Genomic DNA, 15,073 nt, shown 5'->3' with positions numbered 1-15,073 from the left:
AGAAGAAGAGTTTTAAAGCTCCCGTCCCTCTCCCTGACCACGACAGCAAGTGCTTTGATCCTATGGCTAAAATTATCGGCATCATCGTCGTATTCGCGAGCGTGCTCGGCGGATATGTACTCTCCCACGGCAAGATCGCGGCGCTGATCCAGCCGTTCGAAGTGCTGATCATCGGCGGTGCGGCCTTTGGCGCCTTCATGCAGGCCAACCCTGGTTACATGACCATGCATGTGATCAAGAAGTCGATGAAGATGTTTGGCTCACGCTTTTCCCATACGTTCTACCTGGAAGTACTGGGCCTGGTGTATGAGATCCTCAACAAGAGCCGTCGCGAAGGCATGATGGCGATCGAGAGCGATATCGAAGACGCCGCCGCCAGCCCGATCTTCGCCAAGTACCCGGCGGTGCTGGGCGACGAGCGCATGACCGCGTTCATCTGCGACTACCTGCGCATCATGTCGACCGGCAACATGGCGCCCCATGAGCTCGAAGGCCTGTTCGACATGGAACTGCTGAGCATGAAGGAAGAGCTCGAGCACCCGTCGCATGCGGTCACCGGCATCGCCGACGGCATGCCTGGCTTTGGTATCGTCGCGGCGGTATTGGGTATCGTGGTGACCATGGCATCGCTCGGCGATGGCGACCAGAAGGCCATCGGTATGCACGTTGGTGCGGCGCTGGTCGGTACCTTCTTCGGTATTCTCGCGGCCTATGGCTTCTTCGGCCCGCTGGCCAAGTGCCTTGAGCACGATGCCAAGGAAGAGCTCAACCTCTACGAATCTATCAAGGCCTCGCTGGTGGCCTCGGCGTCTGGCATGCCGCCTTCGCTGGCTGTCGAGTTCGGGCGCAAGGTGCTGTACCCGAAGCATCGCCCAAGCTTTGCCGAGCTGGAACAAGCGGTTCGCGGTCGCTGAGTCATGGAGAACAATCAGCCGATAATCATCAAGCGCGTCAAGCGCTTCGGTGGCGGGCACCATGGCGGCGCCTGGAAGATCGCCTTTGCCGACTTCGCCACGGCGATGATGGCGTTCTTCCTGGTGCTGTGGCTGTTATCCACAGCCACGCCTGAACAGAAGATCGCCATTGCCGGCTACTTCAAGGACCCGATCGGTTTTTCCGAGAGTGGCACGCCTTACATCATCGACCTGGGTGGCTCGCCGCAGCTCGCACCGGAAAAGACCATCAACCCGGAGCAGAAGACCGAGCCCACGCCTGACACCAGCATCCAGCTGGACAAGGACCAGGTCGAGACCATGGCCGAGCAGGTCGAGCGCGAGCGCCTCGAGTTGCTGCTGCAGGAGCTGCAGAACAAGGTCGAGGAAAACCCGCAACTGCAGAAGTTCAAGGACCAGATCCTGTTCGAAATTACCCAGGACGGCCTGCGCATCCAGATCATGGATGCCGAGAACCGGCCGATGTTCGACATCGGCAGTGCGCGCCTGCAGCCGTATTTCGAAGACATCCTGCTGGCCATGGCCGACACCATCAAAGCGGTACCGAACAAGATCAGTATCAGTGGGCACACCGATGCCAAACCGTACTCCGGTACTGGCGACTTTGGTAACTGGGAGCTCTCGGCCAACCGTGCCAATGCTGCCCGTCGAGCCTTGGTTGCCGGTGGCTACCCGGATGGCCAGGTGGCCCGGGTGGTGGGGTATGCCTCGTCGTCGTTGTTCGATCGCAAGGACCCGTTCAACCCGGTCAACCGGCGTATCGACATCATCGTCCTGACCAAGAAGGCGCAGCGCAACATCGAGGGTGAGCAGGGTACACCCGAGGCGCCAGCCCAGCCGACTCCGCCAGCCGGTGCAGCGCCTGGGGCTGCGGCCCCGGCAGCGCCGGCGGCAGGGGATGCTGCGGCCCACGCGCCGATGCAGCCGCGTGAGCTGCGGCAAAAGCTCAACATCTTCGAGGATGGGACTTTGAAGATGGACGAGCAAAAGGATCAGTAGGCCTGGGGGCGCAGAGCGCCCCAGGGTTCCTCAACCATCCTGGCCGGCACGGGCCGCGGTAAACTGCCTGGCGATCAGTAGCTGTCTTCCGGCAGGCTGGCGATGATCGAGCGGTAGCTGTTCATCCGCTGCGCCTTGATACGCCCATCTTCGAGGGCCTTGAGCAGTGCGCAGCCTGGTTCGCGATCATGCTTGCAGTCGCGGAAGCGGCAGGTGCCGAACAAGTCGCGGAATTCGATGAAGCCATCTTCCACGTCGTCGCGGCTGACATGGCCGAGGCCGAATTCGCGGATGCCCGGCGAGTCGATCAGGTCGCCGCCGTTGGGGAAGTGATACAGACGCGCTGTGGTGGTGGTGTGCTGGCCCTGGCCAGACCATTCGGACAGGTCGCCGACGCGGGTGCCGGCCTCTGGCAGCAGGCTGTTGACCAGCGACGACTTGCCCACGCCCGACTGGCCGACGAACACGCTGATGTGCCCGTCGAGCATCTGTTGCAGGCGCAGCATGCCGTCGCCGTGGTGAGCGGAGACTTCCAGCAGCGGGTAGCCCAGGTCGCGGTAGACTTCGAGCAGTGCGTGCAGGCCCGGGCCGTTCTCTGCGTCGATCAGGTCGGCCTTGTTCAGCAGCAGCAGCGGGCGGATGCCGGCGTGCTCGGCGGCCACCAGGTAACGGTCGATCAGGTTCGGGTGCGGCTCTGGCGCCGGGGCGAAGACGATCACGATCAGGTCGACGTTGGCCGCGACCGGCTTGAGCTGACCGTGGTTGTTCGGCCGGCACAGCTCGGTGCTGCGCGGCATCTGCGCGACGATCACGCCGATGCCCTGGTTGCCGGCACGCCAGACTACGCGGTCGCCCGTGACCAGCGCTGGCAGGTTGGCCCGCAGGTGGCAGCGGAATACCTGGCCAGCAGCTTCGCCGTCCTGGGCTTCCACCTCGACCTGCACACCGAAGTGGGCGATCACCAGGCCCAATTGTTCCGGCCCCAGGTCACCGCCCTCCAGTTCCTGCAGCGCGTGCTGCTCGCGTTTGGCGGCGCGAGCGGCGCGTTCGTTCTGGATTTTTTCGATACGCCAGTTCTGGCGACGATTGAGCTGGCGTTTGGCCATGGACCTTCCAAGGTGGGGCAAGTTGAAAACGGCAGGCAGTTTAGCACGCCCGCTCGCTGACCATTCTGGTTACCTTTGCGCCGCGCATGCGCAGGCTGGCCTCGCTAGGCTAATATGACGGCCTATACGAGGAGCCCCTTCATGCAGAATCCACAGAACCTGATCTGGATCGATCTGGAAATGACCGGCCTGGATCCGGATCACGACGTCATCATCGAGATGGCCACCATCGTCACCGACAGCGAGCTCAACACCCTGGCCGAAGGCCCGGTGATCGCCATCCACCACAGTGACGAAGTGCTGGCGCGCATGGACGCCTGGAACACCCGCACCCATGGCGCTTCGGGCCTGACCCAGCGCGTGCGTGACAGCAAGATCAGCATGGCCGAAGCCGAAGCGCAGACCATCGCCTTCCTCGAGCAGTGGGTGCCAAAAGGCAAGTCGCCGATCTGCGGCAACAGCATCTGCCAGGATCGCCGCTTCCTCTATCGGCACATGCGCGGCCTGGAAAACTACTTCCACTATCGCAACCTCGATGTCTCCACCCTGAAAGAGCTGGCCGCACGCTGGGCGCCGGATGTGCGCGACAGCTTCAAGAAGGGCAGCACCCACCTGGCGCTGGACGATATCCGCGAGTCGATCGCCGAACTGCGTCACTACCGCGAGCATTTCATCAAGGTGTGAGTCGAAAGGGCGCAGATATTGTGCTCGCGCCCTCTTTTGGTGCCACAGGCAACTGGTTAGACTGCGCGCCTTTCCCGCACGGACCCGCGCCATGTTGTTGATGCTCTACCTGATCGCCATTACCGCCGAAGCCATGACCGGTGCCCTGTCCGCCGGCCGCCGCGGCATGGACTGGTTTGGCGTGGTGCTGATCGCCTGCGTGACCGCTCTGGGTGGCGGCTCGGTGCGCGACGTGCTGCTTGGGCATTACCCGCTGACTTGGGTAAAGCACCCGGAATACCTGGTATTGACCAGCTGCGCCGCGCTCCTGACGATTTTCATCGCGCCGATGATGCGACGTTTGCGTTCGCTGTTCCTGGTGCTGGATGCCTTGGGCCTGGTGGCCTTTACCCTGATTGGCTGCATGACCGCGCTGGAGATGGGGCAGGGCATGCTGGTGGCGTCGATCAGCGGGGTGATCACCGGGGTGTTTGGTGGGATCCTGCGGGACATCTTCTGCAACGACATTCCGCTGGTGTTCCGTCGCGAGTTGTATGCCAGCGTGTCGTTCGCGGCGGCCTGGTTCTATCTGGGCTGCGTGTACTTCAAGCTACCGGCGGAGCAGGCGATGCTGCTGACCTTGTTCGGTGGCTTCCTGGTGCGCTTGCTGGCGATCCGTTTCCATTGGGAAATGCCCAAGTTCCACTACAACGATCAGCAATAATCCCTATATCCAGGTCTGGCGCGTCCCCTGTAGGAGTTGCTACTGGTTACCGTGCCGGGCCAGCGCCCACTCCACATGCTCGCGTACCAGTTCTGACTCATCTTCCCGCCGGGCCTTTAACGCTTCGATCACCGGAATCGTCGAAGGCGCATTACCCAGCCCCACGGCCAGGTTGCGCAAGAATCGCTCATACCCCGCCCGCCGCAACGGCCCGCCTTCGGTCTTGCGCAGGAAGGTGCGCTCGTCCCACAGGAACATTTCAGCCAGCTCGGCATTTTCCAGCCCATGTCGCGGCTGGAAGTCCTGTTCCTTGCTGTGATTGGCAAAGCGGTTCCAGGGGCAGACGATCTGGCAGTCATCGCAGCCGAACACACGATTGCCCATCATTGAGCGCAGTTCGACCGGAATAGGGCCGCGCAACTCGATGGTCAGGTAGGAGATGCAGCGCCGCGCATCCAGCACGTAGGGCCCGACGAACGCCTGGGTCGGGCATATGTCCAGGCACGCCTGGCAGCGCCCGCAGTGTTCACTGGTATGCGCCTCGTCCACCGGCAGCGGCAGGTCGACGAACAGTTCAGCAAGGAAGAAGTAGCTGCCGGCCTTGCGGTTGAGCAGCAGGGTATTCTTACCGATCCAGCCCAGCCCGGCTTGCTCGGCCAGGGCCTTCTCCAGCACCGGGGCGCTGTCGACGAAGGCGCGGTAGCCGAAGGGGCCGATCGCTTCCTGGATGCGGTCCGCCAGGAACTGCACGCGCTTGCGCACCAGCTTGTGGTAGTCGCGGCCCAGCGCGTAGCGCGACACGTAGGCTTTTTCCGGCTGGGCCAGGCGTTGCGCCATCTGCGTGTCGCCGGGCAGGTAGTCCATGCGCAGCGACACCACGCGTACCGTGCCGGGAATCAGCTGGTCGGGGTGGGCGCGTTTGCTGCCATGGGCGCCGAGGTACTCCATTTCGCCCTGGTAGCCGGCCTCGAGCCAGCGTTGCAGGTGCTGTTCGTGTTCGCCAAGGTCGACACCGGCGATGCCGACGTGGGCAAAACCGAGTTCTTGGCCCCAGATCTTGATGGATTGGGCCAGTTGGGCGAGGTCAGGAGTACAGGCGGACATGGATGGGCAGGCAATACGGGCTCAGGTGCGTATAATTCTGCCAGACATTGGAGCCTTTGACCCCATGCCGCAGACCAAACACCCCAGCAATGCCCCGCAACTGCTCAGCAGCGTGACCGTCGCACGCCTGCCGGCGCGCCATGCGCATGCCCATAAAGGCGATTTCGGCCATGTGCTGGTCGTCGGTGGCGACCTGGGCACCGGCGGCGCCGTGCTGCTCAGTGCCGAGGCTGCGCTGCGCTGCGGTGCCGGGCTGGTCAGCGTGGCGACGCGCCCGGAGCACGTCATCGCCGGGTTGGCGCGCATGCCTGAAACCATGTGCCTGGGGGTCGATTCGGCCAATCAGTTGGTCGGAGTGCTGGAGCGTGCCTCGGTGCTGGTGGTGGGGCCCGGGCTGGGTCAGGCTGCCTGGGGCCGTAGCCTGCTGTCTGCGGTGGCCAACGCCGAGCGGCCGCAGGTGTGGGATGCCGACGCCCTGAACCTGCTGGCCCGCACGCCACTGGCGCTACCCAGTGGCAGCATCCTCACCCCGCACCCGGGGGAGGCGGCGCGGCTGTTGGGCATTTCCACCGAGGCCGTGCAGGCCGATCGCCCGGGGGCGGCGCGCAAGCTGGCACGTCGCTATGCCAGCGTCTGCGTGCTCAAGGGGGCTGGCACCCTGGTGGCAGACTCCGCCGGCCAGCTGGTGCTGTGCAATCGAGGGCATCCGGCGATGGCCGGTGCCGGGCTGGGGGACGTGCTGACCGGCGTGCTGGCGGCGTTGCTGGCCCAGGGGCTTGATGCCTGGAGCGCGGCTGGCCTGGGGGTATGGCTGCACGCCTGTGCAGGAGAGCGCCTGGGCGTCAAAGGTAGAGGCCTGGCAGCCAGTGATCTGGCGCCGGTCATTCGTGAATTGTTGGAGGAGCATTCTGCGTGTCTGGCTTAACCCTGTTTCTGGCCGATGAAGCGGCCACGGTCGATTTCGGCGCAAAAATGGCCGAGGTGACCGGCGGTCGTGGCGTGATTTTCCTGGAAGGCGATCTGGGGGCGGGCAAGACCACGCTCTCGCGTGGCCTGATCCGTGGGCTGGGCCATACTGGTGCAGTGAAAAGTCCGACTTTCACCGTGGTAGAACCCTACGAAATCGGTGAAGTACGCGCCTTCCATTTCGACCTGTATCGTCTGGTCGACCCGGAAGAGCTGGAGTTCATGGGCATTCGTGACTATTTCGACGGCGATCCGCTGTGCCTGTTCGAATGGCCACAAAAGGGTGCGGGCGTTTTGCCAAAGCCCGACCTGACCATTACCATAAGCCCCCAAGCGAGCGGCCGCTCGCTTGACCTTACGCCGCAGGGGGCTCGCGGCGAGGCCTGGTGCACTGCACTGGCCGAACACTATAAACAGTAAGTGGGGTAGGTATGCGCATACGCGCACTGGTCGCTGTCGTTGGATTGCTGCTGACAGCGGTGACCGTTGACGCTCTGGCCGTCACTCAAGTCAAGAGCGTGCGCCTGTGGCGCGCGCCGGACAACACGCGGTTGGTCTTCGATCTGTCTGGCCCCGTGCAGCATAGCGTCTTCACCCTTAGTGCACCCGATCGCCTGGTGATCGACATCAATGGCGCGACCCTGGCCGCGCCGCTGAACGTGTCGACCGCCAATACGCCGATCAGCAGTGTACGCTCGGCTCAGCGTACCCCTACCGACCTGCGTGTGGTGGTCGACCTGAAGAAGTCGGTCACGCCCAAGAGCTTCACCCTGGCGCCCAATGCCCAGTACGGTAACCGCCTGGTGGTCGACCTGTATGACCAGGAGGCCGATGCCATCGCTGCCACGGCGCCGACCCCGCCGCCAACCCCGGTGCAGACTCCGGCAACCACGCCAGCGGTACCGGTAAGCCCGGCACAGCCCGCAATCAAGCTGCCGCCAGTGCCGAGTGGCAAGCGCGACATCGTGGTCGCCATCGATGCCGGTCATGGCGGTGAAGACCCAGGCGCATCCGGCTCGCGCGGCCAGCACGAGAAAGACATCGTGCTGCAGATCGCCAAGGAATTGCAGCGCCAGATCAACACCGAGAAGGGTTACCGCGCCGAGCTGACCCGCACCGGTGACTACTTCATCCCGCTGCGCAAGCGCACCGAGATCGCCCGCAAGAAGGGTGCCGACCTGTTCATCTCGATCCACGCCGACGCCGCACCATCGCGTGCTGCCTTTGGCGCCTCGGTGTTCGCCCTGTCCGACCGTGGCGCCACGTCCGAGACTGCGCGCTGGCTGGCCGACACGGAAAACCGTTCCGACCTGATCGGTGGTGCTGGCAACGTCAGCCTCGACGACAAGGACCGCATGCTCGCGGGCGTGCTGCTCGACCTGTCGATGACTGCCACGCTGAGTTCCAGCCTGAACGTCGGGCAAAAAGTGCTTGGCAACATGGGGCGCGTCACTTCGCTGCACAAGCAGCGGGTAGAACAAGCGGGCTTCATGGTGCTGAAGTCGCCGGATATCCCGTCGATCCTCGTTGAAACCGGGTTCATCTCGAACAACAACGAGGCGGCCAAGCTGGCCACCGCCAGCCACCAGCAGGCGTTGGCGCGTTCGATTCATACCGGCGTGCGTCAGTACTTCCAGCAGAACCCGCCGCCTGGCACTTACATTGCCTGGCTGCGTGACAGCGGCAAGATTGCCCAGGGGCCGCGTGAGCACACCGTGCGCCCGGGCGAAACCCTGGCGATGCTTGCTGTACGCTATCAGGTCAGCGTGACCAGCTTGCGCAGCACCAACAGCCTCAAGACCGATGAGCTGAAGGTCGGCCAGCACCTCGATATCCCCGCTACCACACTGGCTTCGCAATGAGTGGCGGTTCGCGCATCCAGCTGCTCAGCCCGCGGCTGGCCAACCAGATTGCCGCCGGCGAGGTGGTTGAGCGCCCGGCGTCGGTGGCCAAGGAACTGTTGGAAAACAGCTTGGACTCCGGTGCCCGGCGCATTGACGTGGAAGTCGAGCAGGGTGGTGTGAAGCTGCTGCGGGTGCGTGACGATGGCAGCGGCATTTCCGCCGACGACCTGCCGCTGGCCCTGGCCCGTCACGCCACCAGCAAGATTCGCGAGCTGGAAGACCTTGAAGGCGTACTGAGCCTGGGCTTCCGGGGTGAGGCGCTGGCATCGATCAGCTCGGTGGCACGCTTGACCTTGACTTCGCGTACTGCCAGCGCTGGCGAAGCCTGGCAGGTCGAGACCGAAGGCCGTGACATGACCCCGCGGGTGCAACCCGCCGCGCATCCGGTCGGCACTTCGGTGGAAGTGCGCGATCTGTTCTTCAATACCCCGGCCCGGCGCAAGTTCCTCAAGGCCGAAAAGACCGAATTCGATCACCTGCAGGAAGTCATCCGTCGCCTGGCCCTGGCCCGCTTCGATGTCGGCTTCCACCTGCGCCACAATGGCAAGAGCATCCTCAGCCTGCATGAGGCGCATGACGAAACTGCCCGTGCGCGGCGGGTCGGCGCCATCTGCGGCCCAGGCTTCATGGAGCAGGCGCTGCCGATCGACGTCGAACGCAATGGCCTGAGGTTGTGGGGCTGGGTTGGCCTGCCGACGTTCTCGCGCAGCCAGGCCGATCTGCAGTACTTCTTTGTCAACGGCCGTGCGGTGCGCGACAAGCTGGTCGCCCATGCCGTGCGCCAGGCCTATCGCGACGTACTGTTCAACGGCCGGCACCCGACCTTCGTGCTGTTCCTCGAACTCGAGCCGAATGGCGTCGATGTCAACGTGCATCCGACCAAGCACGAAGTGCGCTTCCGCGAAGGACGCTCGGTGCATGACTTCCTCTATGGCACGCTGCACCGTGCCCTGGCTGACGTGCGTCCGGAGGACCAACTGGCTGCACCTGCCGCCGTGCCTGAAGCGGTTCGCCCGACTGGGCAGCAGGTCGGTGAGTTCGGCCCGCAGGGAGAAATGCGCCTGGCCTCGCCAGTGCTGGAGCAGCCACAGCATTCCATTTCCAATGGCGGCAGTGGCGCCGGCTACCAGTACCAGTACACCCCGCGCCCGTCGCAGCCGTTGCCGGCTGCCGAGTCCCAGGCGGTCTACCGCGAGTTCTACAAACCGCTGAACGAGGGCGCGCCAACGGCTTCGGCACTGCCGGAAAGCCAGGGCGACATCCCGCCGCTGGGTTATGCCCTGGCCCAGCTGAAGGGCATCTACATCCTCGCCGAGAATGCCGTCGGCTTGGTACTGGTGGACATGCACGCGGCCCACGAGCGCATCATGTACGAGCGCCTCAAGGTAGCCATGGCCAGCGAGGGCCTCAGCGGCCAGCCGCTGCTGGTGCCGGAAACCCTGGCGCTGAGCCAGCGCGAAGCCGACTGTGCCGAGGAACACGGCCAGTGGTTTCAGCGCCTGGGCTTCGAGCTGCAGCGCCTGGGCCCCGAGACACTGGCGGTCCGCCAGATCCCGGCGCTGCTCAAGCAGGCTGAGGCCAATCGCCTGGTCCAGGACGTGCTCGCCGACCTGATGGAATACGGCACCAGCGACCGCATCCAGGCGCACCTCAATGAACTGCTCGGCACCATGGCCTGCCATGGCGCCGTGCGCGCCAACCGACGCCTGGCCATTCCCGAGATGAACGCCCTGCTGCGCGACATGGAAAACACCGAACGCAGCGGCCAGTGCAACCATGGCCGTCCGACCTGGACCCAGATGGGCCTGGACGACCTGGACAAACTATTCCTGCGCGGTCGATGACATGAGCGGCAAACCCCCAGCAATATTCCTCATGGGCCCGACGGCGGCCGGCAAGACCGACCTCGCCATCGAACTGACCAAGGTCCTGCCCTGCGAGCTGATCAGTGTCGACTCGGCCCTGGTCTACCGTGGCCTGGACATTGGTTCGGCCAAACCTTCCAAAGAGATTCTGGCCGCCTACCCGCACCGGCTCATCGATATCCGCGACCCGGCTGAAAGCTACTCGGCCGCGCAATTTCGTGCCGACGCTCTGGAAGCGATGGCCGATATCACCGCGCGCGGCAAAATTCCGCTGCTGGTCGGCGGTACCATGCTTTATTACAAGGCGCTGATCGAAGGCCTGGCAGACATGCCGGCGGCCGATGCCGCCGTGCGCGCAGAGCTCGAGGCGCAGGCCGAAGCACTGGGCCTGGCAGAGTTGCACCGGCAACTGGCAGAGGTCGACCCGGAGTCGGCGGCGCGTATTCACCCCAACGACCCACAGCGGCTGATCCGCGCGCTGGAAGTTTACCGGGTGAGCGGCGAGAGCATGACGGCTCATCGCCAGCGTCAATTCGCGGAAAGTAGCGGCGCAGACGCAGGCGCTGGCGGGCATTTGCCCTATACTGTCGCGAGTTTGGCGATTGCGCCTGCGGATCGTCACATTCTGCATAAGCGAATTGCGTTACGATTTTCACAGATGCTGGAACAGGGCTTTGTCGACGAGGTCCGATCGCTGCGAGCCAGAAGTGACTTGCACGCCGGACTGCCGTCTATACGGGCAGTGGGTTATCGACAGGTCTGGGACTACCTCGACGGCAAGCTGACTGAGAATGAGATGCGCGAACGCGGTATCATTGCCACTCGACAGCTGGCCAAGCGGCAGTTCACCTGGTTGCGTGGCTGGGCTGACGTGCATTGGCTTGACAGCCTGGCCTGCGACAATCTGTCCCGCACCTTGAAATACCTTGGGGCCGTCTCCATATTGAGCTGAGTCCCTGCTGATAGCCGTCTATTCTTGCGAAGGGGCGGCCTGACTTATCAATTTTTCTGATTTTCTATTTATTTATCCTTACAGGAGTGCGGCATATGTCAAAAGGGCATTCGCTACAAGACCCTTACTTGAATCAACTGAGAAAGGAAAAGGTCCCGGTATCGATCTATCTGGTCAACGGGATCAAGCTGCAGGGCTCGATCGAATCCTTCGACCAGTTCGTGGTACTGCTGAAGAACACCGTCAGCCAGATGGTTTACAAGCACGCCATTTCGACCGTAGTTCCGGCCCGTCCGGTCCGCCTGCCAAGCCCGACCGACGCCGAGCACGGCGACAGCGAGCCAGGCAACGCCTGATAGGAGCCTGCATTGTTCTTTGAGCGCCACGGTGGTGGTGAGCGGGCGTTGCTCGTTCACTTGGAAGGTCAGAACCCTGAGGCGCGCGAAGACCCGCAGGAGTTTCAGGAACTGGCACTGTCGGCCGGAGCCGACATCGTCTCGTTGGCCACGGTGGCCAGGCATCAGCCTACGGCCAAATACCTGATTGGCAGCGGCAAGGTCGAGGAATTGCGCGACCTGGTCAAAGCCGAACAGGTAGACCTGGTGATTTTCAATCACACCCTCACGCCCAGTCAGGAACGCAACCTCGAGCGCGTCTTCGAGTGTCGCGTGCTTGACCGTACCGGGCTGATTCTCGACATCTTCGCCCAGCGGGCGCGTACCCATGAAGGCAAGCTGCAGGTCGAACTGGCCCAGCTCGACCACATGAGCACGCGGCTGGTGCGCGGCTGGACCCACCTTGAGCGGCAGAAGGGTGGTATCGGCCTGCGTGGCCCGGGTGAAACCCAGCTGGAAACCGACCGCCGTCTGTTGCGGGTACGCATCCGCCAGATCAAGGGGCGCCTGGAGAAGGTGCGCAGCCAGCGCGAGCAGGCCCGTCGTGGCCGCAAGCGCGCGGATATCCCTTCGGTTTCGTTGGTTGGCTACACCAACGCCGGCAAGTCCACACTGTTCAATGCCCTGACCGAATCCGAGGTGTATGCGGCCGACCAGCTGTTCGCCACGCTCGATCCGACCTTGCGCCGGCTCGAACTGGCCGACCTGGGCCCGATCGTGCTGGCCGACACCGTGGGCTTCATTCGTCACCTGCCGCACAAGCTGGTCGAGGCATTTCGGGCTACGCTCGAAGAATCGAGCAACTCGGACCTGCTGCTGCATGTGATCGACGCCCATGAGCCAGAGCGCATGGAGCAGATCGAGCAAGTGCTGGCCGTGTTGGGCGAGATCGGTGCCGAAGGCTTGCCGATCCTCGAGGTCTATAACAAACTCGACCTGCTCGAAGATGTCGAGCCGCAGATTCAGCGCGATGCCGATGGCAAGCCGCAGCGGGTCTGGGTGTCGGCACGAGATGGACGTGGCCTGGAGCTGGTCGGCCAGGCGATTGCCGAGTTGCTGGGGGATGATCTGTTTGTCGGTACCCTGTGCCTGGAGCAGCGTTTTGCCCGCTTGCGCGCGCAATTCTTTGCCCTGGGTGCCGTGCGAAGTGAAGAGCATGACGAAGAAGGGCGCAGCCTGCTGAGTGTTCGCCTGCCCAGGGTCGAGTTGAATCGCCTGGTCAGTCGTGAAGGCATGGAGCCGCAAGTGTTTGTCGAGCAACACACTTTGCAATAAATGCCCGGTGAGGTCGTCGGGCAGCAGTGGCAGGCATTCTGTAGCATTGGACGGCGCGCCGTGGGCGCGTCTTTGCTTTATCAGATGGAGAGCGCTATGGCTTGGAACGAGCCGGGTGGCAACTCGAACAATCAGGATCCCTGGGGCGGCCGTCGCGGTGGCGGCGGTGGTGGCGACAAGAAGGGTCCGCCGGATCTGGACGAGGCCTTCCGCAAGCTGCAGGACAGCCTGAACGGCATGTTCGGCAGTGGCAAAAAACGTGGCGGCGGTGACCGCAATGTCGGCAAGGGTGGCGGCTATGGTCTGCTGGGCATTGGCCTGGCAGTGCTTGCTGCAATCTGGCTGTACAGCGCCGTGTACGTGGTCGACGAGCAGGAGCAGGCCGTGGTGCTGCGCTTCGGCAAGTACTATGAGACGGTCGGTCCCGGCCTGAACATCTACTTCCCGCCAATCGATCGCAAGTACATGGAAAACGTCACGCGCGAGCGTGCCTACACCAAGCAGGGGCAGATGCTCACCGAAGACGAGAACATCGTCGAGGTGCCGCTGACCGTCCAGTACAAGATCAGCAACCTGCAGGACTTCGTGCTTAACGTCGACCAGCCTGAGGTTAGCCTGCAGCATGCGACCGACAGCGCCCTGCGCCACGTGGTGGGTTCCACCTCGATGGACCAGGTGCTGACCGAGGGCCGTGAGCAGATGGCCGTGGATATCCGCGAGCGCCTGCAGCGCTTCCTCGACAACTACCGCACCGGTATCACCGTCACCCAGGTCAACGTACAGAGCGCGGCAGCCCCGCGTGAAGTGCAGGAAGCCTTCGACGACGTGATCCGCGCCCGCGAAGACGAGCAGCGTGCCCGCAACCAGGCCGAGTCCTACGCCAATGGCGTGGTGCCGGAAGCCCGCGGTCAGGCCCAGCGCATCATCGAGGACGCCAACGGTTACCGCGACGAAGTCATTGCCCGAGCCAAGGGTGAGGCTGATCGCTTCACCAAGCTGGTCGCCGAGTACCGCAAGGCCCCTGACGTGACCCGTCAGCGCCTGTACCTGGAGACGATGCAAGAGGTCTACAGCAATACCAGCAAGGTCTTGGTCACGGCCAAGGACGGGCAGAACAACCTGCTCTACCTGCCGCTGGACAAGATGGTCGAAGGCAGCCGCAACGCGTCCGCGCCAAGCACCAGCGTCAGCCCGTCGGTCAACGATGCTGGCGCGCGTGCCGCGCAGGACCTGCAACAGCAACAGCAGCCACTGCGCACTAGGGAGAGCCGCTGATGAGCAACCGATCGCTGATCGCCCTGATCGCCGCCGTGGTTCTGGCCATTGTGGCCTGGAACAGCTTCTACATCGTGTCCCAGACCGAGCGTGCGGTACTGCTGCGCTTCGGTAAGGTGGTCCAGGCGGATGTCCAGCCGGGCCTGCACGTGAAGATTCCGTACGTGAACCAGGTACGCAAGTTCGACGCACGCCTGATGACCCTCGACGCCCCGACCCAGCGGTTCCTGACCCTGGAGAAGAAGGCTGTGATGGTCGACGCCTACGCCAAGTGGCGCGTCAAGGATGCCGAGCGCTTCTACACCGCCACTTCCGGCATGAAGCAGATCGCCGACGAGCGTCTGTCGCGTCGTCTGGAAAGCGGCCTGCGTGACCAGTTCGGCAAGCGCACCCTGCACGAGGTGGTTTCCGGTGAGCGTGACGCGCTGATGGCTGACATCACCGCATCGCTGAACCGCATGGCCAGCAAGGAGCTGGGTATCGAGGTCGTCGACGTGCGCGTCAAGGCCATCGACCTGCCGAAGGAAGTCAACCGCAGCGTGTTCGACCGCATGAGTACCGAGCGTGAGCGTGAAGCTCGCGAGCACCGCGCCAAAGGTAACGAGTTGGCCGAAGGTATTCGCGCCGATGCCGACCGTCAGCGCCGTGTACTGCTGGCCGAAGCCTACCGCGAGGCGGAAGAGACCCGTGGTGACGGCGACGCTCAGTCGGCCGCCATCTACGCCAAGGCCTACACCCAGGACGCCGATTTCTACGCGTTCTACCGTAGCCTGCAGGCGTACCGCGACAGCTTCTCGAGCAAGAGCGACGTGCTGGTACTGGACGCGAAGAACGAGTTCTTCCGCTTCCTGGACAAGAGCAAGCCGTGATGCTCAGGCCCTGATTTTCATGC

Annotated in this window: 15 protein-coding genes; 13 read left to right on the top strand and 2 right to left on the bottom strand. The window is 63.4% G+C overall.

From position 1 onward, the window contains the following. Nucleotides 1-62 precede the first annotated feature (62 nt). Both motA and motB read left to right on the top strand, forming a co-directional pair. Nucleotides 63-914, top strand: coding sequence for a flagellar motor stator protein MotA (gene motA, locus BGP85_RS26805; protein ID WP_103445905.1), 852 nt, complete (start codon nucleotides 63-65; stop codon nucleotides 912-914). A 3-nt stretch (nucleotides 915-917) separates the two neighbouring features. Next, entirely contained in the window at nucleotides 918-1,952 is a 1,035-nt protein-coding gene (motB, locus tag BGP85_RS26800) for a flagellar motor protein MotB (RefSeq protein ID WP_103445904.1), read from the top strand. Nucleotides 1,953-2,026: 74 nt separating this feature from the next. Here motB and rsgA read toward each other — a convergent pair whose 3' ends face one another. Further along, nucleotides 2,027-3,058: a small ribosomal subunit biogenesis GTPase RsgA gene (rsgA, locus tag BGP85_RS26795; protein ID WP_103445903.1), complete on the bottom strand. Its 1,032-nt coding sequence runs from the start codon at nucleotides 3,056-3,058 to the stop codon at nucleotides 2,027-2,029. 141 nt (nucleotides 3,059-3,199) lie between these two features. Here rsgA and orn point away from each other — a divergent pair, with 141 nt between their 5' ends. Continuing rightward, nucleotides 3,200-3,742: an oligoribonuclease gene (orn, locus tag BGP85_RS26790; protein ID WP_103445902.1), complete on the top strand. Its 543-nt coding sequence runs from the start codon at nucleotides 3,200-3,202 to the stop codon at nucleotides 3,740-3,742. Nucleotides 3,743-3,833: 91 nt separating this feature from the next. Continuing rightward, nucleotides 3,834-4,445: a trimeric intracellular cation channel family protein gene (locus BGP85_RS26785; RefSeq protein ID WP_103445901.1), complete on the top strand. Its 612-nt coding sequence runs from the start codon at nucleotides 3,834-3,836 to the stop codon at nucleotides 4,443-4,445. Between the two features lie 39 nt (nucleotides 4,446-4,484). Here the strand turns inward: BGP85_RS26785 and queG are convergent, their stop codons facing one another. Next, a complete protein-coding gene (gene queG / locus BGP85_RS26780; RefSeq protein WP_103445900.1) occupies nucleotides 4,485-5,549 on the bottom strand; it encodes a tRNA epoxyqueuosine(34) reductase QueG in 1,065 nt (354 codons plus the stop codon). A gap of 64 nt (nucleotides 5,550-5,613) precedes the next feature. Between queG and BGP85_RS26775 the strand changes: the two genes are divergently transcribed. From BGP85_RS26775 to hflC, 9 genes are all read left to right on the top strand, one after another. Next, nucleotides 5,614-6,474 (top strand): NAD(P)H-hydrate dehydratase, encoded by an 861-nt coding sequence (locus BGP85_RS26775; RefSeq protein WP_103445899.1) that lies wholly within the window; start codon nucleotides 5,614-5,616, stop codon nucleotides 6,472-6,474. A 2-nt stretch (nucleotides 6,475-6,476) separates the two neighbouring features. Beyond that, nucleotides 6,477-6,935 carry a tRNA (adenosine(37)-N6)-threonylcarbamoyltransferase complex ATPase subunit type 1 TsaE gene (gene tsaE, locus BGP85_RS26770; protein WP_374755350.1) on the top strand — a complete coding sequence of 153 codons (459 nt, stop codon included), beginning with the start codon at nucleotides 6,477-6,479 and terminating at the stop codon, nucleotides 6,933-6,935. A gap of 11 nt (nucleotides 6,936-6,946) precedes the next feature. Further along, nucleotides 6,947-8,377 carry an N-acetylmuramoyl-L-alanine amidase gene (locus BGP85_RS26765; RefSeq protein ID WP_103445897.1) on the top strand — a complete coding sequence of 477 codons (1,431 nt, stop codon included), beginning with the start codon at nucleotides 6,947-6,949 and terminating at the stop codon, nucleotides 8,375-8,377. Beyond that, nucleotides 8,374-10,263, top strand: coding sequence for a DNA mismatch repair endonuclease MutL (mutL, locus tag BGP85_RS26760; protein WP_103445896.1), 1,890 nt, complete (start codon nucleotides 8,374-8,376; stop codon nucleotides 10,261-10,263). Before BGP85_RS26765 ends, mutL begins: the two co-directional genes overlap by 4 nt. A gap of 1 nt (nucleotide 10,264) precedes the next feature. Further along, on the top strand, nucleotides 10,265-11,236 hold the full coding sequence (gene miaA, locus BGP85_RS26755; RefSeq protein ID WP_103445895.1) for a tRNA (adenosine(37)-N6)-dimethylallyltransferase MiaA: 972 nt from the start codon (nucleotides 10,265-10,267) through the stop codon (nucleotides 11,234-11,236). 95 nt (nucleotides 11,237-11,331) lie between these two features. Next, on the top strand, nucleotides 11,332-11,592 hold the full coding sequence (hfq, locus tag BGP85_RS26750) for an RNA chaperone Hfq (protein WP_103445894.1): 261 nt from the start codon (nucleotides 11,332-11,334) through the stop codon (nucleotides 11,590-11,592). 12 nt (nucleotides 11,593-11,604) lie between these two features. Then, the gene (hflX, locus tag BGP85_RS26745; RefSeq protein WP_060510652.1) at nucleotides 11,605-12,906 is read left to right on the top strand and encodes a ribosome rescue GTPase HflX; all 1,302 of its coding nucleotides are present in this window, start codon (nucleotides 11,605-11,607) and stop codon (nucleotides 12,904-12,906) included. Nucleotides 12,907-13,002: 96 nt separating this feature from the next. Then, complete coding sequence (hflK, locus tag BGP85_RS26740) at nucleotides 13,003-14,181, top strand: FtsH protease activity modulator HflK (protein WP_103445893.1); 1,179 nt, start codon at nucleotides 13,003-13,005, stop codon at nucleotides 14,179-14,181. Then, nucleotides 14,181-15,050 carry a protease modulator HflC gene (gene hflC / locus BGP85_RS26735; protein ID WP_103445892.1) on the top strand — a complete coding sequence of 290 codons (870 nt, stop codon included), beginning with the start codon at nucleotides 14,181-14,183 and terminating at the stop codon, nucleotides 15,048-15,050. The genes hflK and hflC overlap by 1 nt, the downstream gene beginning before the upstream one ends. Nucleotides 15,051-15,073: the final 23 nt, after the last annotated feature.

Source organism: Pseudomonas putida (assembly GCF_002906855.1).
Classification (GTDB): Bacteria; Pseudomonadota; Gammaproteobacteria; order Pseudomonadales; family Pseudomonadaceae; genus Aquipseudomonas; species Aquipseudomonas putida_N.
Note: the sequence above shows the minus strand (reverse complement) of the source record. Positions and strands in the feature narration are given on the sequence as shown.

Coding starts and splice junctions, on each gene's coding strand:
- motA (WP_103445905.1), top strand. CDS start 63: ATGGCTAAAATTATCGGCATCATCGTCGTATTCGCGAGCGTGCTCGGC.
- motB (WP_103445904.1), top strand. CDS start 918: ATGGAGAACAATCAGCCGATAATCATCAAGCGCGTCAAGCGCTTCGGT.
- rsgA (WP_103445903.1), bottom strand. CDS start 3,058: ATGGCCAAACGCCAGCTCAATCGTCGCCAGAACTGGCGTATCGAAAAA.
- orn (WP_103445902.1), top strand. CDS start 3,200: ATGCAGAATCCACAGAACCTGATCTGGATCGATCTGGAAATGACCGGC.
- BGP85_RS26785 (WP_103445901.1), top strand. CDS start 3,834: ATGTTGTTGATGCTCTACCTGATCGCCATTACCGCCGAAGCCATGACC.
- queG (WP_103445900.1), bottom strand. CDS start 5,549: ATGTCCGCCTGTACTCCTGACCTCGCCCAACTGGCCCAATCCATCAAG.
- BGP85_RS26775 (WP_103445899.1), top strand. CDS start 5,614: ATGCCGCAGACCAAACACCCCAGCAATGCCCCGCAACTGCTCAGCAGC.
- BGP85_RS26765 (WP_103445897.1), top strand. CDS start 6,947: ATGCGCATACGCGCACTGGTCGCTGTCGTTGGATTGCTGCTGACAGCG.
- mutL (WP_103445896.1), top strand. CDS start 8,374: ATGAGTGGCGGTTCGCGCATCCAGCTGCTCAGCCCGCGGCTGGCCAAC.
- miaA (WP_103445895.1), top strand. CDS start 10,265: ATGAGCGGCAAACCCCCAGCAATATTCCTCATGGGCCCGACGGCGGCC.
- hfq (WP_103445894.1), top strand. CDS start 11,332: ATGTCAAAAGGGCATTCGCTACAAGACCCTTACTTGAATCAACTGAGA.
- hflK (WP_103445893.1), top strand. CDS start 13,003: ATGGCTTGGAACGAGCCGGGTGGCAACTCGAACAATCAGGATCCCTGG.
- hflC (WP_103445892.1), top strand. CDS start 14,181: ATGAGCAACCGATCGCTGATCGCCCTGATCGCCGCCGTGGTTCTGGCC.